Below are 20,101 nucleotides of genomic sequence, written 5' to 3' on the forward strand. Positions count from 1 at the left end.
TATGCAGAACCGATCAATCTACAACAGCGACCATGAGCTGTTTCGTGACAATGTCCGCCGCTTTTTCCGTGCTGAGCTGGAGCCCAACATCGAGCAATGGGAAGAAGAGGGTGTGGTGCCACGCAGTCTCTGGGAGAAGGCTGCGGAGAACGGCTTTCTGTGTTGTGGCGTGCCGGAGGAGTACGGCGGTCCGGGTGCGGACTTTCTCTACAACATGGTGCTTTCCGAGGAAACTGGTTACGCCGTTGGTGGTGCCAGTGTCGGCTTCTCCGTTCAGGCCGATATTGTTGCCTATTACTTGATGAGCGCCGGTGCGGAAGAGCAGAAAAAGTACTGGCTGCCGAAGATGGTGACAGCGGAGAAAATTGCTGCCATCGGTATGACCGAGCCCGGAGTTGGCAGCGACCTGAAGAATCTTCGCACCACGGCCGTCAGGGATGGCGATGAATACGTCATCAATGGTCAGAAGACCTTTATCACCAACGGCCAGAACTGTGACTTTGTCCTGGTGGCCTGTACCACGGACCCCAGTGCCGGTGGCCGTGGCATCAGCCTGATTATCGTCGAAACGGACCGCGCCGGTTTCTCCCGCGGTCGCAACCTCGACAAGATCGGTCAGAAGGCGGCCGATACCTCTGAAATGTTCTTCCAGGATGTGCGTGTTCCCATCAGCAACCTGGTGGGCGAGGAAGGTGAGGGTTTCAGGATCATGATGCGGGAATTGCCCCGTGAGCGAATCACCATTGCCTGTCGCGCACAGGCCGAAGCCCAGCGTGCTTTCGACATCACCACGGGCTATGTCAAGGAGCGCAAGGCGTTCGGAAAGGCGATTTTCGAGTTCCAGAACACCCAGTTCACGCTCGCCGATATGAAAACCAATCTGGAAGTGGGTTGGGCCTACCTCGATCAGTGCATCAAGAAGTGTGACGAAGGTGTGTTGACCCCGGAAGAGGGGGCCATGGCAAAGCTCTGGACCACCGAAAACGAAGGGGTGGTTGTCGATAAGTGCCTGCAGTTGTTCGGTGGCTACGGCTACATGCGCGAATACCCGATTTCCCGCATGTTTGTGGATGCCCGCGTCCGTCGGATCTATGGCGGCACCTCCGAAATCATGAAGCTGGTGATCGGGCGCTCGCTTTAACGGCCAGCAGAGCTTCTTGATCACCACCAACGATTGTTGAGATTGCACAACTAAAGGAAGGAATTCACATGTTTGGTATAACCGCCTACGGTGCCTACATTCCCAGAACCCGCTTGTCCAAGGCGGCTATTGCCGATGCCAACGACTGGTTTGACCCCAGCCTTCGCGGCCTTGCCAAGGGCGAGCGCAGCGTCTGTAACTGGGATGAGGACACCATCACCATGGCTGTCGAGGCTGGTCAGGACTGCCTGTCAACGCTGGATGCCGGATCCGTCAATACGCTGTACCTGGCGTCTACCACTCTGCCGTTCCTGGATCGCCAGAACTCGGTGGTTGTGAGTCAGGCTCTGAATCTGGGTGATCAGCTTCGTACGATGGATGTTGCCGCCTCCCAGAGAGCGGGAACCTCGGCGTTGATCTCGATGCTGGAGTCCGGTGCCAGCGGTAGCGGCAATGCGCTGTTGGTGGCGTCGGAGCATCGGCGCAGCAAATGCGGTTCGCGTGCCGAAATGCTCTGGGGTGATGGCGCTGCAGCACTCGGTGTTGGTGCCGAGGAAGTTATTGCCGAATACCTGGGCAGCGAAACCTATGTGACTGACTTCGTCGACCATTACCGCGGTGAGGACTCGACCCTCGATTATGAATGGGAAGAGCGCTGGATTCGTGATGAAGGTTACATGAAGAGCGTACCCCAGGCGGTGTCCCGCCTGCTTGAAAAGACGGGTGTGAAAACCGCCGACATTGCTCACTTTGTGTTGGCGTCGGATCAGGCCAAAACGCCGGCCGCTGTTGCCAAAAAGATGGGGATCTCTGCCGAAGCGTTGGTGGACAACCATATCGGTAGCGTGGGGGTATCCGGTGTGGCTCACCCGATCCTGTTGCTGGCCGCCGCGCTGGAAAAAGCGGCTGCCGGTGATCTTATCCTGGTGACCGGGTTTGGTCAGGGCACCGACGCGGTTCTGTTCCGTGCCACCGACAAGATCAAAGACAAACAGCCGAAGACCGGCTTTGCCGGCGCCCTGGCGCGTCGCCGTGAAGACGCCAACTACAACCGCTTCCTGAGCTTTAACAACCTGGTAGAGCGTGAGGTCGGCAAGCGTGGTGAGACGGACAAGCAAAGCTACCTCGCTGCCATGTACCGCCGCAAGGATTTGCTGACTGGCTTCGTGGGTGGCCAATGTCGTAGCTGCGGCACCATTCAGATCCCCAAGGAAAACTATTGCGTTAACCCCGAATGCGGCGAACTGGACAGTCAGGACGATTATCCAATGTCTGCCGTACAGGGCCGCGTCAAGACCTGGACCGCTGACCGTCTGACGTTTGACTGGAACCCACCTGCGTATTTCGGCCTGGTTGAGTTCGAGGGCGGTGGTCGTCTGATGATGGACTTCACCGAGGTGGAGCCGGGCTCTATCGATACCGGCGTACCGGTGTCGATGCATTTCCGTATCCGTCAGTTCGATAACCAGCGGGGCTTCCGGAAGTACTTCTGGAAAGCCACTCCGGTCCAGCAATAACTTACGCAGCTAAGACAGGTGAATGACAATGGCTAGTGGAATCAAAGATAAAGTAGCGATCCTTGGAATGGGCTGCAGCAAGTTCGGTGAGCGCTGGGACACAAGCCCTGCGGATCTGATGGTTGAGGCATTTGAGGAAGGTCTGGCAGACGCGGGCATCGACAAAAACCAGATCCAGATGGCCTGGTTTGGCGCCGGTATTGATGCATTCAACGTTGGCTCCAGCGCCATGCCGCTGTCGATCGCCCTGCGGTTGCCGAATATCCCCGCTACTAAAGTGGAGAATATGTGCGCTACCGGTACCGAAGCCTTTCGTGGTGCGGTTTATGCGGTCGCTTCCGGAGCCTGTGACATTGCGCTGGCGCTGGGTGTCGAGAAGCTCAAGGACGTGGGTTACGGCGGCCTGCCACAGCGTACTCGCGGTGTTGAGAACGACATGTACTGGCCGAACCTGTCCGCACCCGGGGCATTCGCCCAACTGGCCAGCGGTTACCGCGCCAAGCACGGTGTCGACAAGGCTGACCTGAAGCGTGCCATGGCGCATGTTTCCGTGAAAAGTCATGCCAATGGCGCCAAGAACCCCAAGGCCCACCTGCAGCGCGAGATCACCGAAGAGCAGGCCATTAATGCGCCGTATATTGCCGAGCCCATCGGTCTGTTCGATTGCTGTGGCGTCAGTGACGGTGCTGCCTGCGCCATCGTGACCACGCCGGAGATCGCCAAACGCCTGGGCAAGGCAGACCTGGTGTCGGTCAAGGCCCTGCAATTGGCGGTGTCCAATGGCGAGGAAGCCGGTTTCAAAACCTGGGACGGCTCGCACATCAAGACCACGCGCATCGCGGCCCAGCGCGCCTACGACGAGGCGGGTATCAGGAAGCCCCGGGAAGAAATCAGCATGACCGAAGTGCATGACTGCTTCTCCATCACCGAGCTGGTCACCATGGAAGATCTGCAATTGTCCGATGAGGGACAGGCAGTTCGGGATGTCCTTAACGGTGACTTCGATGCCGACGGCCGGATTCCCTGCCAGATTGACGGTGGCCTGAAATGCTTTGGTCACCCCATCGGCGCCTCGGGCATGCGAATGATCTATGAGAACTACCTGCAGTTCCAGGGTCGGGCCGGAGACCGTCAGCTCAAGGATCCCCGACTTGCCCTGAACCATAACCTGGGTGGCTTTCCTCACCAGAACATTTGCAGCATTTCCATCATAGGTCGCTACGAATAAGCAGGTGCCGGTGTGTGGCCGGGTGTCCGGTCACACCGGTGAGCCCCTTTGATCAGTCCCTCAATAACCAGATTCGGAAAGGTGTCGTAATGAGTGTCAGTGAACAGGTTGCAGCTCTGGAGCAGACGGGCCGATGTGTCAGTCAGGTTCGGGCGTATGTTCAGCAGGGCCTGAAGAACCTCAAGTCGTTTTCCATGGTTAACGGCAAGCTGGATTCCGACCTGTTGGATAAGCACCAGTTGAGCTGCTACGAGCTGGCTTTCTGTACCGCGGAACTCGCTGCTTCCGATGCGGTGTGCCGCTATGCAGCGGACGCGGCGACTGAAGACGAGTTTGCCGTCAGCACCGCGCTGGCCTTTTCCGCGGAAGCGGTCAGTTCCGTGATCCAGCGGCTGATCGCCCGTGCCGGCGATATGGGGCTGGAAATCGCGGAACTGTCGGCACTCTACGCTGACAGCGACATCCGTGAACTGCGCTCTGTGTATGGCAGTGGCGAGTTCCTGGCATCGGTGGGCGCCACGGTCATCGAACGCCGCAGCACCCGCTTGCCGACCCTGCTCAACGAAGACAAGGAAATGGTGCGTGACATGTTCGCCCGCTTTGGTGCGGACGTTGTTGCGCCCCTGGCCGAGAAAATCCACCGGGAAGACCTGGATATCCCGGATGAAATCCTCCACCAAGCGGCTGAACTGGGCTGTTTCGGAATCAGCATTCCGGAACGGTTTGGCGGCCTGCAGCCGGACGACCGGGATGACAGCCTCGGCATGATCGTGGTGACGGAGGAGTTGTCCAAGGCCTCCCTGGGTGGCGCCGGTTCTCTGATCACCCGCCCGGAAATTGCCGCCAAGGCCCTGCTGCAGGGGGGTACCCAGGCCCAGCAGGGGACCTGGCTTCCCCGAATCGCCTCCGGCGAGACACTCTGCGCCATTGCCATTACCGAGCCCAACTACGGGTCCGATGTGGCCTCGCTGGGTCTGAAAGCGACGCCGGTCGATGGTGGCTGGGTTCTCAATGGCAGCAAGACCTGGTGCACCTTCGCCGGCAAAGCCAGCCTGTTGGTCACCATGGCTCGCACCGAGCCCGACCCGGCATTGGGGCACAAGGGGCTGAGTCTGTTCCTGGTGGAAAAGCCCGCAACGCCGGGCCACCGGTTTGATCATCGCCAGCCCGGAGGCGGCACCATCTCGGGCAAGGCCATTGCCACTCTGGGTTACCGCGGTATGCATTCCTACGACGTGTTCTTCGAGGACTACTTCGTGCCGTCCGATCACCTGATTGGCGAGGAAGCGGGCCGGGGCAAGGGCTTCTATTTCACCATGGCCGGTTTTGCCGGCGGACGCATCCAGACCGCCGCCCGGGCCACGGGGGTGATGCAGGCCGCGTTCGAGAAGGCTCTGGATTATTCCCGAGAGCGCAAGGTCTTTGGAAACGCCGTGGGTGACTACCAGCTGACCCGGGTGAAGCTGGGTCGCATGATGGCCACGCTGACGGCCTCACGCCAGTTCAGTTACTCGGTGGCTCGGATGATGGATGAAGGGGCGGGCCAGATGGAGGCCAGTCTGGTGAAGCTGTTCACCTGCCGGGCTGCGGAATGGGTGACCCGGGAAGCCATGCAGATTCACGGCGGCATGGGGTACGCGGAAGAATCGGACGTCAGCCGTTATTTCGTGGATGCCCGCGTGCTGTCGATTTTCGAAGGTGCGGAGGAGACCCTGGCCCTGAAAGTCATTGCCAGGAACCTGGTGGCTAACGCCTGAACGCCGGCAAATTGTATTTAACAACATTGATGAATCAAACAAGAGACCTGTAGGAGGGTGTCATGAGCAACAGTAAACTTCTGGAAGGGAAAGTCATCGTCGTCACCGGCGCGGGCCGTGGTATTGGGCGTGCAACGTCGCTGATGCTGGCGCAAAGCGGGGCGAAGGTTGTGGTTAACGACATCGGCGGCAGTGCTGACGGTTCCGGTAACGATGCCGCACCGGCTCAGGAAGTGGTCGACGAAATCAAGGCGGCTGGCGGTGATGCGGTCGCCAACTTTGACAGTGTGACCGAATGGGAAGGCGGTCAGAAGATCATCCAGTCCGCCATTGATACGTTTGGTCGCATTGACGGTGTGATCAACAACGCCGGTAACCTCCGCGACGTGATCTTCCACAAGATGACCGAGGAAGACTTCGATGCGGTCCTGGCCGTGCACCTTAAGGGCACTTTCAACGTCAGCCGCGCCGCGGCGCCAATCTTCCGTGAGCAGGGCAGTGGTACCTTCGTCAATATGACCTCCACCTCCGGGCTGATCGGTAACTTCGGCCAGGCTAACTATGCAGCGGCCAAGATGGGCGTTGTTGGCCTGTCCAAATCCATGGCGCTGGACATGCAGCGTTTTGGTGTGACCTCCAACTGCATCGCACCTTTTGCCTGGAGCCGTCTGATCGGCAGTATCCCGACCGACAGCGAAGAGCAGAAAGCCCGGGTGGCCAAGATTCAGCAGATGACTCCGGACAAGATCGCTACCCTGGCTGTGTCCCTGTGCAGCGACCAGGCGAAGAACGTTACCGGCCAGATCTTTGGTGTTCGCAACAACGAGATCTTCCTGTTCAGTCAGCCGCGCCCGTTCCGTTCCGCCCACACCTCCGAGGGGTGGACTCCGGAAACTGTTCTGGATCGTGTGCTGCCGGCCTTTGAAGCCGATTTCTATCCATTGAGCCGTTCCGCTGATGTCTTCAACTGGGATCCGTTCTGATCCGGCTGAACTCGCCAGAGACCCTGTTCTGATCTGCCGATTGGAGCAGGGGCGGAACGATAGCAACAGGAAAGGAGAGCAACGGTGGCCATTGATTACGACAAACTGATGAATCGTAAGTTTGAATGCCTCAAGCATCAGTACACCGAGAAGGACACGATTCTCTATGCACTGGGTGTGGGTCTGGGTATTGATCCCCTGGATGAGGATTGCCTGAAATTTGTTTATGAAGATGGCCTCAAGGCACTTCCCAGCCAGGCCAATGTGTTGGCGTATCCGGGGTTCTGGGCGAAGGAACCGGATACCGGTATTGACTGGGTCAAGATCCTGCACGCCGGTCAGGAAATGATCATGCACAAGCCGCTGCCAGCCTCAGGGCAGGTAGAGGCAACCACCAAAATCACCGATATTATTGACAAGGGTGAAGGCAAGGGCGCGTTGATCATTTCCGAGCGCACGGTGCGTGACAGTGCCACCGGAGAGGATCTTTGCACGCTGGTCAGCACGACCCTGGCCCGTGGCGATGGCGGTTTTGGCGGCCCGGCGGTTGCATCTCCCAAGCCGGACCCGATTCCCGAGCGAGAGCCAGACCGGGTGTGTGAGCTGCCCACGCTCGCCCAGGCCGCACTGATCTATCGATTATCCGGCGACTTTAACCCCTTGCATGCTTCACCCGAAGTGGCCAGGGCTGCCGGATTCAAGGCGCCCATACTGCATGGCCTGTGTACCTTCGGTGTAGCAACACACGCCATTCTCAAGACGTTGTGCGATTACGATCCGGCCAGGTTCCATCGCATCCGCCTGCGTTTTTCATCACCGGTCTATCCCGGTGAAACCATTCGCACGGAAATCTGGCGCAACGGTGATGAGGTGGCCTTCCGCTGTCGTGTCGTCGAGCGCGATGTGGTGGTGATCAACAATGGCTATGCCGAGGTCAGCTGATGCAGAGCATACTTTCAGGATTCCGCGTTGTTGAAGGCAGCGCGTTTGTTGCAGCCCCATCAGGTGGGATGACGCTGGCACAGCTGGGGGCCGATGTCATCCGCTTCGACCCTATTGGTGGCGGCATTGACTATAACCGCTGGCCGGTGACCGCTGACCAGAAAAGTCTTTACTGGCACAGCCTGAATAAAGGTAAACGTTCCATTGCCGTGGACTTCCGGCGTCCGGAAGGCCAGGAAATATTGACCCGGCTGATTACCGCCCCGGGGGAAGACGCTGGCATGTTCCTGACCAACTTTCCGGCCAAGGGGTGGTTGTCCTATGAGCGGTTGAAGGCTTATCGGGATGATCTGATTTACCTGAACCTGAAGGGAGACCGTCACGGGAAGGGGGCCTTGGATTATACCGTCAACTGCAAGGTGGGCTTTCCATCCATCACCGGTGTGGGCAAGAGCAAGTCGATTCCCCCGTTGAACAATCCATTGCCGGCCTGGGACGTGATCACAGGACAGCAGATTGCCCTGGGGTTGTTGACGGCTGAGCGTCATCGGCTGAAAACCGGAGAGGGGCAGTTGGTGACGATCGCCCTGGCGGATGTTGCCCTGGCAACGCTGGGCAACCTCGGTTACATCGCCGAGGCGATGATCAATGGAACCGAGCGTGACGCTATCGGCAACGATATCTACGGTACCTATGGTCACGATTTCGCCTGTCAGGATGGCGACCGGGTGATGGTGGTCGGGGTGAGCCCGAACCAGTGGCATGCGCTTGTCGAGGTGACCGGCACCGCAACTGAAATCAACGAACTGCAAACCCGGATGGGGCTCGATTTCCGCAAGGAAGGGGACCGTTATCAGGGGCGGGAGCAGATTACCAAGCTGTTCCAGCCCTGGTTTGCACAGCGTCCATTCAGTCAGGTGGCAAATGAACTGGACAATGCCGGTGCGTGTTGGGGTAAGTACCAGAGCATCAAGGAAGCCGTGGAATCGGATATTGACTGTTCGACGGACAACCCTTTGTTCCAGATGGTGGAGCAGCCAGGTATCGGGGAGTACCTGATGCCGGATCACCCGCTGAATTTCACCTCACTGGAGCGGGAGCCGGTACGCCGGGCTCCAAAACTGGGTGAACATACTGAAGAAATTCTTGCCGACACCCTGGGCCTGTCCGCGCCGGAGATCGCGAAGCTGTTTGACCAGAAGGTTGTGGCCGGGTCTGACTAAACATAACAAGATCATCGACCGGCATGGTTGCCGGGGGTGGCGTGGGAGGTGTTGTATGGGACCGCTACATGGAGTCCGTATTATTGAATTGGCCGGCATCGGCCCTGGTCCGTTCTGCGGCATGGTGTTGGCAGATCTGGGCGCTGAAGTCATCAGCGTGGAACGTATGGGTGCCAAAGCGGAAAAGCCTGCACTGGACTGCAGTCGCAGGGGGAAACGATCCATTTCCCTCAATCTCAAGAGCAAGGCCGGTGTCGAGGCCCTGTTGAAACTGGTGGAAAGTGCCGATGCCCTGTTAGAAGGATTCCGCCCCGGGGTGGTCGAGAAACTGGGTATCGGTCCCGAGCAGTGCCTGGAGCGTAACCCGAAGCTGATATTCGGGCGGATGACCGGGTGGGGGCAGTATGGCCCGATGTCGCAGGCGGCCGGGCATGATATCAACTACATCTCCCTCACCGGAGCGCTTCACGCCATAGGCCGTCCGGGAGAGAAGCCGGTGCCGCCACTTAATCTGGTCGGTGACTTTGGTGGTGGCGGTATGTTCCTGGCATTGGGCATCGTGTCGGGGATACTTGAAGCCAGGACCTCGGGCAAGGGCCAGGTCATCGACGCCGCCATGACCGACGGCTCAGCCGTGCTGATGTCGATGTTCAATACGGCCTATGAGATGGGGCGCCACTCCCTTGAGCGAGGCACTAACCGTCTTGATGGTGGCGCCCACTTTTACGACACCTATGAAACCCGCGACGGCAAATACATCTCCATCGGATCCATCGAGCCCCAGTTCTACAATCAGCTGCTTGAAGTGGCAGAACTGCCACGTGAGGAGTTTGCACAGCAGATGGACCGATCACGCTGGCCCGAACTCAAGCAGGCCATTGCGGAAGTGTTCCTGCAGAAAACCCGGGATGAGTGGTGTGAGCTGATGGAGGGGACCGATATCTGCTTCGCACCGGTCCTTGACCTGAAGGAAGCCCAGAATCACCCCCACAACCTGGCGCGGCAGACCTACGTGGAGGTAGGCGGTATCAAACAGCCGGCGCCAGCGCCCAGGTTCAGCCGCACAGCTCCCGCTGTTCAGCATGCTGCCCGACCTTACGGCGCCGATACCGATACGGTACTGGCCGAAGTGGGGTACAGCTCTGATCAACTTGACGAAATGCGGGCGCAGTCGGCGTGCGGTTGATGATCCGTCGGACCGGGAAAGCCTGCTCAGGAGGACAATAACAAAATGACCCACTTGCTCTACGAAGTAGAAAACAACGTTGCCTATCTGACCATGAACCGTCCGGAAGCCCGGAATGCGCTCTCGATCGAGATGCGGCAGCAACTGCTTGAAACGCTCCAGGCCATGGAGGCGGATACCAATGTGCGCTGCGTGGTCCTCCGGGGGGCTGGTGACCATTTCCTGGCCGGTGGCGATGTGAAATCGTTCATGGGGTTTACCGAACTTACCCCGGAAGAGCGGCGACTCACCTTCGTGAATCGTATCCATGGTCTCAACGCCATCATGTATACCATGCGGCGCCTGCGCAAACCCATTATTGCCAGTGTTCGCGGGGCGGCGGCCGGCGCCGGCGTCAGCCTGGCGCTGTGTTGTGATCTGGTGGTGGCCGCCGAGGATGCGTTTTTTACTCTGGCTTATTCCCACATCGCCAGTAGTCCCGATGGTGGCGCCTCCTATTATCTGCCACGTTTGGTCGGCACCAAGAAGGCTATGGAAATTGCGCTGCTCGGGGACCGGTTCACCTCCGGGCAGGCCCTGGATATGGGCCTGATCAACCGGGTCGTTGCTACCGAAGAGCTGCAATCCGAAACCCGGGCTCTGGCAGAGCGCCTGGCCAGGGGGCCTACCCGGGCCTACGGCAACATCAAAAAGCTGATTCTGGAGTCGTCGGACAATTCCCTGGAAGAACAATTGCAGTCGGAGGCCGAAACCTTTGGCGACAGCACAATGGCCGAGGACTGGGTCGAGGGTGTCAGGGCATTCAACGAAAAGAGACCCCCGAAGTTTACCGGGCGCTGAGCCGGGTAAGGGGAGCGAGTAAGTTCACAGGAGACACGCAGTGACAAATACAACAATCGATAAGGCGTCGTTCAAAGGCATTGTCTGCGGCAGCAGGCACCTGACTCATGAACAGTTCCAGCACAACATCCGTCAGGCAGCCAACGGTTTCAAGCGTATGGGCGTGCAGCCGGGCGATTGTGTGGGCATTTTCATGCGCAATGATATTCCCTTCCTGACGGCAAATCATGCAGCCAATTATGTTGGAGCCTACGGAGTGCCTATTAACTGGCACCTGGCCGGGGAAGAGCTGGAATATATCCTCAAAGATTGCGGTGCCAGGGTGATCGTGATCCACGCCGACCTGTGGCGCCGGATCCATGATGCCATACCTGGTGAGGTCCAGTGCCTGGTGGTAGAAACTCCCGAAGATATCCGGACTGCGTTTGGTCTGGAACCGGACGTGTGCTCTGTACCGGAAGGCGTGACTGACTGGCAGACCTGGCTGGATGCCGAGGAGCCCATTGCCGAGCCGGCACAGGCCGGGCCGTCGTCCATGCTGTATACCTCAGGCACAACTGGACATCCCAAGGGCGTGCGCCGTGTTACGCTGGATCAGGAAGGCGCGGCACAGATGCGTGATTTTCGCTCCAGGGTCTACGGCTGTGCGCCAAGCGCCCGCTGTATGGTGCCTGGTCCGCTTTATCACAGCGCACCGAACGGATACAGCATGCAGGCTTCAAAGATCAGTGACCTGTTAGTGATCGTTCCCCGCTTTGACGCCGAGGGCGTGTTGGGGCTGATCGAGGAGTACAAACTGACGGCTGGCATTATGGTCCCCATCATGTTCATTCGCATGCTGAAACTGCCTGAAACGGTGCGCAACCGGTATGACCTGTCCTCCCTGGAATTCATTATCCATGCGGCGGCGCCCTGTCCGGCGGATGTGAAACGCAGGATGATCGAGTGGTTCGGGCCGGTGATCAACGAGTTCTATGGTTCCACCGAATCCAGTGCGGTTGTTGCCTGTAACTCTGAGCAAGCACTCGCGAAACCGGGCAGTGTGGGCAAGACGGTCCCGGAGGCGGAAATCCGGATACTGGATGAAGAGGGCAACCGCCTGCCCCCCAATACCGTGGGGGAGATCTACTCCCGGTTCCCGTTGCTGGATTTCACCTATCACGGCAAACCCGAAGCCCGGGCAGAAATCGACCGGGATGGCTTCATTACCTCGGGCGACATGGGCTATCTGGATGAGGATGGTTTCCTGTTCATCGCCGACCGGGTCAAGGATATGGTGATTTCCGGTGGCGTGAATATCTATCCGGCGGAAATCGAATCGGTGCTGCACAACTACCCTGGGATCAAGGATTGCGCGGTCTTCGGGATTCCCGACGAGGAGTTTGGCGAATCGGTGATGGCGGTGGTTGAAGCGGAAGGCGCTAACGGTATCTGTGTGGAGGAAGTCAAGGTCTACCTCCGTGAGCATCTGGCGGGCTTCAAGGTGCCCAAAACCATAGAAATCGGCTCAGACCTGCCACGGGAGGACTCCGGCAAGATATTCAAGCGTCGCCTGCGTGATAAATATTGGCAGGAAGCGGGCCGAAAGATTTGACTGTCCAGCATTCGATCCCCCAAGGCAGGCCCCATAAAAGGCCTGCCTTGGGGAGTGGGATCAATTGCCGCAAAAGTTGGCCTTGCGCTTTTCCTGGTGTGCACTGATGCCTTCAACGAAGTCATCCGTATTGAAAGCAGTCTGCTGGCATCGGGCCTCGAGAGTGAGGGTGTTGTCCAGATCCTGGGTTTCCGCCTGCGCTATCTGGTGTTTGATCAGAGCCAGAGCTGTAGTCGGGCCGGAGGCCAGCTTCAGCGCCAGGGTGGTTGCTGTGTCCAGTAGCTCATCATTATCCACCACCTGGTAAGCCAGCCCCCACTCCAGCGCCTGTTCAGCATTGAAATTACCTCCGGTGAGGGCCAGGGAGGCTGTTCGCCGGGCACCAATGGTGCGGGTCAGAAACCACGAACTACCACCGTCCATGACAGCGCCGATCCGGGCGAACGACAGATGGAAGCGTGCGTCCCGGTTAACCAGCATCAGGTCTGCCGCCAGGGCAAGACTGACACCGGCTCCCGCTGCTGGCCCGTTCACTGCTGCAATGACCGGTACCGGAAGGTTGGTGATCAAACGAATGATCCGATTAATCCCTGCTTCTACCTCCTCACCAATGTGCTCGCGACGTTTGAGGATCTGTTCCGGCTGTACATCGGCTCCGGTGCAAAAGCCCCGACCGTTACCACGAATCAGAACGGCCCGGCAGGACGGATTGTCCGTCTGTTCCTGAAGTAACCCGATGAGTCCTTCACGCATGTCAGGGCTGAGTGCGTTCAGCTTGTCTGGCCGATTCAGGGTGATGATCAGAACATGGTTTGTTATTTCACTTATTAAGTCCGCCATGGATATTCCCGTTATTGACAATGATGGCTTGAGAGAACCGGCCCTGTCTGGGGCTGGCCTGCGGTACTGTCAGGATATCCATGGATTGCATAAATGCCTTATATCCGATCGGCATGGGGCCTATCGACAAAATATAAAGGCTACAAAAGATCCGTGGTGTTAGTTTGAGGGTTCACGGTAGGCTGATGGTTAGTTTGCTATTCTCCATCACTATCAGAATGAACAAATGTATATAAAAGGGTGAAATATCCCGCCCAAAGATGTCTTTGACTGATCAGGTGCGCTGATGACTACGAACAACAACCAGAATCTGAAATTTGAAGCAGAAAGCATAAACGGCTTCCGTGAGGTGCTTGGTTTTACCGTGACGGAATGGGCTCCCAACAAGGCTGTGCTTCATGTGGAAATGACCGAGAAACATCTCAACCGTAATGGTTTTGTCCACGGTGGGGTTTTCATGTCTCTGCTGGACAGCGCCGCGGGACTGTGCGGGACTTACTGTTCGGTTCCCGGCAACGTTCGACGTTGCATCACGGTTTCCATGAACACGCACTTCATCAGCCCGGTGAAAGAGGGGCGTTTGAGGGTTGAGGCCAACCTGGTCAGCCGCGGCCGGAAAATGTTTTTTGTAGAGGCCAGGATCAGCTCTGATGAGGGACTTGTAGCGACTGGGCAGGGTGCTCTTCGTTATGTGCTCGGTGGTGATAAGGAAGAGGGCGTACCAGCTGACTGACTGCTTCATGGTATATATTTGGGGTATAGGTTGTATAAAATATAGGTCGTTGTTGATATTGCTTTCCGGTGCTAGTTTGGGGCTGTGGTAATCAGCTGCTGTTGCTGAATCCAACAAAAACAAATACCCGGATAGGGAAGCAATGTAATGATATCTACAATCAAGTCACTTCTGGCGGCATCAGTTCTTACCTTCGCTGGTATCGCCCAAGTCTCTGCCGACATCACACTCCGATACGCCGAGGGCGGGCCTAATCGTGGCACCCGTGCGGCAGCTGTCCAGTTCTTTGCCGATGAAGTCGAACGGCTGTCCTCTGGTGAACTCAAGATTGATATCCACTGGGGCGGCGCTCTGTTGAAATGGAGCGGCGTGATGGACGGCGTGTCCGCTGGCAGCGCCGATCTGGGCACTGTGCTGTCTTCCTATGAGCCGCAGGAGCTCAAGGCGCTCGGCATCGGTGATATTCCCCTCGAATACTCCGACCCCTGGGTTGGCATGCGGGCGATGTACGACCTGATGACTACCCAATCGGAGCTCAAACAATCCCTCGCCGATAAATCCCTGGTCTATCTGAGTAACTTCAGCACCACCGGCGTTCAGTTTGAATGCACTGAGGGCAATCAGATCCGCACGGTTGATGACATTGAGGGCAAGCGTATTCGGGCCACCGGTACCTACAGCAATGTGCTGGCGGACCTCGGGGGCAACATGGTGGGAATGACCTTTGGCGAGGTCTACCAGGGGCTCGATACCGGGCTTCTGGATTGTCTTGGCAGCTATTTCTACACCATGCGCGCCTACAAGACCTATGAAGTGGTTGAGACAGTCACCCGTGTCGACTGGGGGCAGCTCCTTGGCTTTGCCATCGTAATGAATGAATACACCTGGTCTGAACTGAACGAGGAGCAGCAGGACATCATGCTGCAGGCCGGCTCCAATATGATCAATCACTTCGCCCGTCTCATGATTGCCGAATCCGATGACGTTGCGGGAAAACTGAACGACGGTAGCTTTGGCAAAACGGTCCCGGTGACCCGCATGGCTGAGGAAGAGCGTCAGAAGATTCTGGATACAACACTCAAGTATCGCGACAGCTGGATTGCCGAGGCAAATGAGATGGGGCTTTCCGGTGAGAGGATCTGGTCCAGATATATTGAGTTGCTGAAACAGTACCAGGATGAACTCAAAACAGGCGGTTATCCCTGGGAGGGCTGACCGGATTCGGATATGGGGTGCATCTGGTCGAACCTTCCGGTGCCCAGCTGCAGTAGATAGCGCTAGGGTGGCCCTGTCACCCCGGCGCAGGCAAAGAGGATACATAAAATGTTTGTAAACAAGATGCTGAAGTCTTTCGCTTTTGGATCTCTGCTCTCGCTGGCGACCGCCGGCCAGGCAGTGGCCGAGATGTCATTCCGGTACGCAGAGGCAACGCCTAACCGTGGTTCCCGTGCCGAGGCGTTGCAATATTTTGCCGATCAGCTGAAAGAGACATCCGGTGGTGATATGTCATTGGACATTCACTGGGGTGGGGCACTTCTGAAATACAGTGCCATTCTTGGCGGGGTGTCCGCCGGTACGGCGGATATGGGGACCGTGCTTGCAGCTTATGCACCACAGAAAATGCGTGCGTTGAGCGTTGGTGACATCCCGGTACCTGAGTCGGATCCCTGGGTGGGCATGCGAGCCATGTACGAGCTGATGACCACTAACCAGCAGCTACAGCAGGCGTTCTCTGACAATGACGTTGTGTATATCACAAACTACACGACCACGCCGATGCAATTCGAGTGTACTGAGGGCGTGCGCCTGGAATCCCTGGAAGATTTCGAGGGGGAAAGAGTTCGCGCTTCGGCGATCTACGCGAAGATTCTCGATGATGTCGGCGCCAATCTGGTGAATTTCACCTACTCGGAGGTTTATCAGGCGCTGGATACAGGGTTGGTGAGTTGCTCTGGCGGATATCTGTACGCCATGAAGGCATTCAAGACCCCCGAGGTCACCAGCAGTGTCGCCCTGATGAACTGGGGGCAGATTTCTGGCTTTGCGATGGTCATGAATAAATGGACGTGGGATGACCTTTCTGCTGACCAGCAGAGCATGATCCGGCAGGTCGGGTCGAACATGATCGACTTCTATGCCCAGGCGGTGATCAGTGAAAGTCAGGAAGTGATTGAAAAGCTACCCACCGGGGAACTGGGCAATAAGGTGGAAGTGATCGAGTGGTCCGATGAGGAGAGAGCCAAACTCTTTGACCAGTCGGATAAGCATATCCAGGCCTGGATTGAGGATATGAACAAAGCGGGCTTTGATGGCCAGGCTATCTGGGATGAATATCAGGGATTGCTGGAGAAATATCAAACCAGAGTCAACGAGGAAGGCTATCCCTGGCAAAAGGGCTGATGTCACAACATTGGCCGCGAGCAACCTGCCGTCAGCATGCCTGCCGGCAGGTGCCTGCCCCTGAATTCAACTGATAACAACAATAACCCATTGATCAGACGGATTTGTCCCGGATACGGGCGGAATCCTATCGGAGGTGTACATGGTCGTCACTGAGCGCACTGTACGAACGCCATTTCACGACCAGTCTTCTGTTTCCTGGAAGGCACTGGGCTACGCGAGAGGTTCGCTGGCCTGGCTGGAAAACGCATTCCTGCTGTTCGGCGTGATCTGCATTCTTGGTCTGTGCGCAATCATCACCACGAGTGTCCTGTTACGCACGTTCTCCACTTCCGGTATCCCGGATGAGGTGGTGATCGTCGGTGAAATGATGATAGGCGCGCTGATCCTGCCATTGGCGTTTGTCGCCGCCAGTCGTGGATTCATCTCGGTGGAGATTTTTACCCAGAGGCTTGGCCCTAAATTCCAGCAGATCCTTAATGTATTAACCGCAGTGGTCGGCCTGGTTGCTGTCGCCCCGATTACCTATGCCGGATACCTGTCGATGGTGGATGCCTTTGAATCAGGGGCCTATTTCTTCGGCTTGATGGAGCTGCCTAAATGGCCGGGACATACGATGTTTTTCCTGGGGTATTTCCTGTTTTTCATCCGGCTGATTGACCTGGCGATCTACGATTCCCTCGAGGCCCTGGGGGTGATCAAAAGCCGGCGTATCGTTATGACTGATGAGGTATCTGACTGATGGAAGCATCCGTAATCGGTGGCTGGGGGTTTGCTGCCGCACTGTGTCTCATGATCATGCGGGTGCCGATCGCCTACGTGCTGGTTGGTGTGGCCTCCGTGTGTTCGCTGATTGCCTATGCCTGGCGGCCCGGTGGTGAGTTCATGCTCGAGCGCGGTTTGCGCCCGGCGATGGCGTTGATCGAGTCCAACGCCTTTGACTTTATCCACTCTTACTCCCTGAGCATGATCCCGCTCTTTATTGCGGCCGGCCACATTGCCTATCACTCTAGAATTACCACCGATATTTATGAGGCGGTCCGGGTGTGGCTGGCGAAAATGCCTGGAGGGCTGGCCATTGCGTCATTGTTTGGTTGCGGCGGGTTCTCCGCGATTACCGGGTCGAGTCTTGCCTGCGCGTCGTCCATGGGACGGATCTGTGTGCCTGAAATGCTGCGCTTTGGGTACAACAAGCAACTGGCAACCTCAACCGTTGCCATGGGCGGCACCTTGGGCTCCCTGATTCCTCCGAGTGTCCTGTTTATTCTGTATGGCATGTTTACGGAGCAGTCGGTAAACAAGCTGTTCCTGGCCGGTGTCTTGCCTGGCATCCTGACGATTACAGGTTTTATTGTTGTGGTCGTTATCTGGGCCATGCTGAAACCGGGTGATGCCCCGGCCCCGAAAGATCTGAACTTTACCGGTCGTGACCGGCTGAAAGCTGCAATCAAGGCCTGGCCGGCACTGATGCTGATGACCATCATCATCGGTGGTATCTACGGCGGCTTTTTCACCGCCACTGAGGCAGCCGCGGTTTGCCTGGTGTTTGCGCTGTCGTTTGGCGTACTGTCACGCCGCCTGACCTGGTCTGATTTCCTGAACTCAATGAAGGAAACGGCGTTCCAGTCCGCGTCACTGTTCTTCATCGCCATTGGCGCCAAGATCTTTGTCTCCTTTGTCTCCCTTACCGGTGTGACCGGGGCCTTTGTCGGCTTTGTTGCGAGCCTCGGGCTGGAAAACTGGATGGTGCTCTTCTTCATCGTGCTGCTTTATGTGGTACTGGGCATGTTCCTGGATTCCATTGGCACCATGCTGCTGACCCTGCCCTTTGTGATCCCCCTGGTGGAAGGCATGGGTATGGACCTGATCTGGTTTGGCGTGGTTGTGGTCAAGTTGCTGGAAATTGGTCTGGTGACACCGCCTCTGGGTATGAATGTCTTCGTGATCAATAGCGTGGTGACGAGGGAGATCAAGGTTCACACCATTTTCTTCGGCGTGATGAAGTTCCTGGTCGCGGATCTCATCGTGCTGGGGCTGCTTGTCTCGTTCCCCATTATTTCCCTGCTGATTCCCAACAGCATGGGGTAATGAGGGTTGACCGGTTTCGTCTTCAACGAATGAATGGAAGTGGAACTATGATATCTGAGAGTGCCCACGCGGTGTCCGTGGTAAGCCTGCTGGAGAAGGCTTCGGGTCGGTGGCCCGACAGTCCATCGGTAACTGACGAAGGGCAGACGTTTACCTGGGAACAAACTGAAAAACGTTGCCAGTGTCTGGCCTGGGCATTGGCAAGCTTGGGTGTCGGTGTGGGGCATCGGGTGGCCTATCTTGGTTTCAATTCCCACTGGTGCTTTGAGCTGTTTTTCGCCTCCCCCATGGCCGGTGCGATTACGGTGCCGGTGAACTTCCGCCTGTCCGTGGATGAGATGGTCGATTGTATTCAGGATGCAGAACCAACGGTGCTGTTGGCAGACCGTGACCACATTGAGCAGGCCAGGGCTATCAGTCGGGAATGTCCCTGGTTGAAAGCCGTTGTCTATGCGGGAGAGGGCAATGCACCGAATGGTTTTCTGTCCTATGAAGACCTGCTGACAAGTTCAGAAAAGACGGATCTGCAGCCCAGTGGCAATGACGATACGTTGATTCTCTTCTACACCGGCGGCACGACCGGGCGTTCCAAGGGCGTGATGCTGACGCATATTAATCTGTTCACCAATGCGCTCGGTGGTCTTTCCCTCTATGAAACGGTTGAAAGGGAGACGCATCTACTCGCGGGCCCCATGTTTCATACTGCCGCCGGCTCGCGGGTCTATACCGCGACCATGATGGGGACCCACACGGTCATCCTCTCCAAATTCGATGTGCTGGAGATGATGGGGTTGGTGGAGCAATACCGCATCAATACCATGCAGTTGGTGCCCACCACGCTGCAACTCATGGTTGATCACCCGCAATTTGCGGAGTTCGATCTGTCCAGCCTGCGGATGATCACCTACGGTGCGGCGCCGATGCCGGTAGCGCTACTGGAGCGGGCGCTCAAGCGGTTGCCCGGAGTGTCTTTCGCCCAGTCCTATGGTATGACGGAAGCCTCTCCGGTGGTCACGGTGCTCAACGGTGATGACCATTCCCTGGAGGCTACCCGTTTGCCACGGTTGGAGTCCGTCGGGCGGCCTGTTTTCCATAACCATGTCCGGATCGTAAACGCGGAACGTCAGACCCTCGGTGTGGGTGAAGTCGGAGAAATAGCCGTAAAAGGCGCCAATATCATGAAAGGGTACTGGCGAGCGCCGGAGTTGACGGCGGCGGTGTTGCAGGATGGCTGGTACTACACCGGGGACAGTGGTTACCTGGATGAGGACGGCTATTTGTTCCTGGTGGGCCGCATCAAGGACATGATTGTCAGCGGAGGGGAAAATGTCTATCCGATAGAAATCGAGAATGTCTTGTCTCGTCATCCTGATGTCCGGGAATGTGCCGTTATCGGTGTGCCCCATGAAAAGTGGGGGGAGTCTGTTCACGCTGTGGTAAGGCTGACCGATGATGTGGTGGTGAGTGAGGACGATATTATCAGTTACTGCCGGGAGCGCATTGCCCACTACAAGTGCCCCACGGGCGTGACTTTTATGGAGCAGCCGCTCCCGGTATCCGCAGTCAACAAGATCCTTAAATCGGAACTCAGGACAATGATTTCCGGTGACGCAGAGTGACCTTTCTTCT

Annotated in this window: 17 protein-coding genes; 16 read left to right on the forward strand and 1 reads right to left on the reverse strand. The window is 57.1% G+C overall.

Features of this window, described 5'->3' with window-relative positions; genetic code table 11:
* The first annotated feature begins 1 nt into the window (after window position 1).
* From NLU14_RS05160 to NLU14_RS05205, 10 genes are all read left to right on the forward strand, one after another.
* Window positions 2–1,141 (forward strand): acyl-CoA dehydrogenase family protein, encoded by a 1,140-nt coding sequence (locus NLU14_RS05160; protein ID WP_275705103.1) that lies wholly within the window; start codon window positions 2–4, stop codon window positions 1,139–1,141.
* A 68-nt stretch (window positions 1,142–1,209) separates the two neighbouring features.
* On the forward strand, window positions 1,210–2,658 hold the full coding sequence (locus tag NLU14_RS05165; protein ID WP_275705104.1) for a 3-oxoacyl-[acyl-carrier-protein] synthase III C-terminal domain-containing protein: 1,449 nt from the start codon (window positions 1,210–1,212) through the stop codon (window positions 2,656–2,658).
* 28 nt (window positions 2,659–2,686) lie between these two features.
* Window positions 2,687–3,886 (forward strand): acetyl-CoA acetyltransferase, encoded by a 1,200-nt coding sequence (locus NLU14_RS05170; protein WP_275705105.1) that lies wholly within the window; start codon window positions 2,687–2,689, stop codon window positions 3,884–3,886.
* Between the two features lie 89 nt (window positions 3,887–3,975).
* The gene (locus tag NLU14_RS05175; protein WP_275705106.1) at window positions 3,976–5,643 is read left to right on the forward strand and encodes an acyl-CoA dehydrogenase family protein; all 1,668 of its coding nucleotides are present in this window, start codon (window positions 3,976–3,978) and stop codon (window positions 5,641–5,643) included.
* A 62-nt stretch (window positions 5,644–5,705) separates the two neighbouring features.
* Complete coding sequence (locus NLU14_RS05180; RefSeq protein ID WP_275705107.1) at window positions 5,706–6,626, forward strand: SDR family NAD(P)-dependent oxidoreductase; 921 nt, start codon at window positions 5,706–5,708, stop codon at window positions 6,624–6,626.
* An 84-nt stretch (window positions 6,627–6,710) separates the two neighbouring features.
* Window positions 6,711–7,568: a MaoC/PaaZ C-terminal domain-containing protein gene (locus NLU14_RS05185; RefSeq protein WP_275705108.1), complete on the forward strand. Its 858-nt coding sequence runs from the start codon at window positions 6,711–6,713 to the stop codon at window positions 7,566–7,568.
* On the forward strand, window positions 7,568–8,791 hold the full coding sequence (locus NLU14_RS05190) for a CoA transferase (RefSeq protein ID WP_275705109.1): 1,224 nt from the start codon (window positions 7,568–7,570) through the stop codon (window positions 8,789–8,791). The genes NLU14_RS05185 and NLU14_RS05190 overlap by 1 nt, the downstream gene beginning before the upstream one ends.
* A 55-nt stretch (window positions 8,792–8,846) precedes the next feature.
* The gene (locus NLU14_RS05195; RefSeq protein ID WP_275705110.1) at window positions 8,847–9,977 is read left to right on the forward strand and encodes a CaiB/BaiF CoA transferase family protein; all 1,131 of its coding nucleotides are present in this window, start codon (window positions 8,847–8,849) and stop codon (window positions 9,975–9,977) included.
* 45 nt (window positions 9,978–10,022) lie between these two features.
* Complete coding sequence (locus NLU14_RS05200) at window positions 10,023–10,817, forward strand: enoyl-CoA hydratase/isomerase family protein (RefSeq protein WP_275705111.1); 795 nt, start codon at window positions 10,023–10,025, stop codon at window positions 10,815–10,817.
* Window positions 10,818–10,857: 40 nt separating this feature from the next.
* Window positions 10,858–12,411 (forward strand): acyl-CoA synthetase, encoded by a 1,554-nt coding sequence (locus tag NLU14_RS05205; RefSeq protein ID WP_275705112.1) that lies wholly within the window; start codon window positions 10,858–10,860, stop codon window positions 12,409–12,411.
* Window positions 12,412–12,471: 60 nt separating this feature from the next.
* Here NLU14_RS05205 and NLU14_RS05210 read toward each other — a convergent pair whose 3' ends face one another.
* Window positions 12,472–13,251 carry an enoyl-CoA hydratase/isomerase family protein gene (locus NLU14_RS05210; protein ID WP_275705113.1) on the reverse strand — a complete coding sequence of 260 codons (780 nt, stop codon included), beginning with the start codon at window positions 13,249–13,251 and terminating at the stop codon, window positions 12,472–12,474.
* 286 nt (window positions 13,252–13,537) lie between these two features.
* On the opposite strand from NLU14_RS05210, the gene NLU14_RS05215 reads away from it, so the two are divergent.
* The 6 genes from NLU14_RS05215 (at window position 13,538) to NLU14_RS05240 (ending at window position 20,091) form a co-directional block, all read left to right on the forward strand.
* A complete protein-coding gene (locus tag NLU14_RS05215) occupies window positions 13,538–13,984 on the forward strand; it encodes a PaaI family thioesterase (protein WP_275705114.1) in 447 nt (148 codons plus the stop codon).
* A 147-nt stretch (window positions 13,985–14,131) separates the two neighbouring features.
* Window positions 14,132–15,199: a C4-dicarboxylate TRAP transporter substrate-binding protein gene (locus tag NLU14_RS05220; protein ID WP_275705115.1), complete on the forward strand. Its 1,068-nt coding sequence runs from the start codon at window positions 14,132–14,134 to the stop codon at window positions 15,197–15,199.
* Window positions 15,200–15,307: 108 nt separating this feature from the next.
* A complete protein-coding gene (locus NLU14_RS05225) occupies window positions 15,308–16,384 on the forward strand; it encodes a C4-dicarboxylate TRAP transporter substrate-binding protein (RefSeq protein WP_275705116.1) in 1,077 nt (358 codons plus the stop codon).
* Window positions 16,385–16,526: 142 nt separating this feature from the next.
* Window positions 16,527–17,126 carry a TRAP transporter small permease gene (locus tag NLU14_RS05230; RefSeq protein ID WP_275705117.1) on the forward strand — a complete coding sequence of 200 codons (600 nt, stop codon included), beginning with the start codon at window positions 16,527–16,529 and terminating at the stop codon, window positions 17,124–17,126.
* Window positions 17,126–18,472: a TRAP transporter large permease gene (locus NLU14_RS05235; RefSeq protein WP_275705118.1), complete on the forward strand. Its 1,347-nt coding sequence runs from the start codon at window positions 17,126–17,128 to the stop codon at window positions 18,470–18,472. Before NLU14_RS05230 ends, NLU14_RS05235 begins: the two co-directional genes overlap by 1 nt.
* Window positions 18,473–18,519: 47 nt before the next feature.
* Window positions 18,520–20,091: an acyl-CoA synthetase gene (locus NLU14_RS05240; RefSeq protein ID WP_275705119.1), complete on the forward strand. Its 1,572-nt coding sequence runs from the start codon at window positions 18,520–18,522 to the stop codon at window positions 20,089–20,091.
* Window positions 20,092–20,101: the final 10 nt, after the last annotated feature.

The sequence above is a fragment of the Marinobacter iranensis genome, from assembly GCF_029207565.1.
Classification (GTDB): Bacteria; Pseudomonadota; Gammaproteobacteria; order Pseudomonadales; family Oleiphilaceae; genus Marinobacter; species Marinobacter iranensis.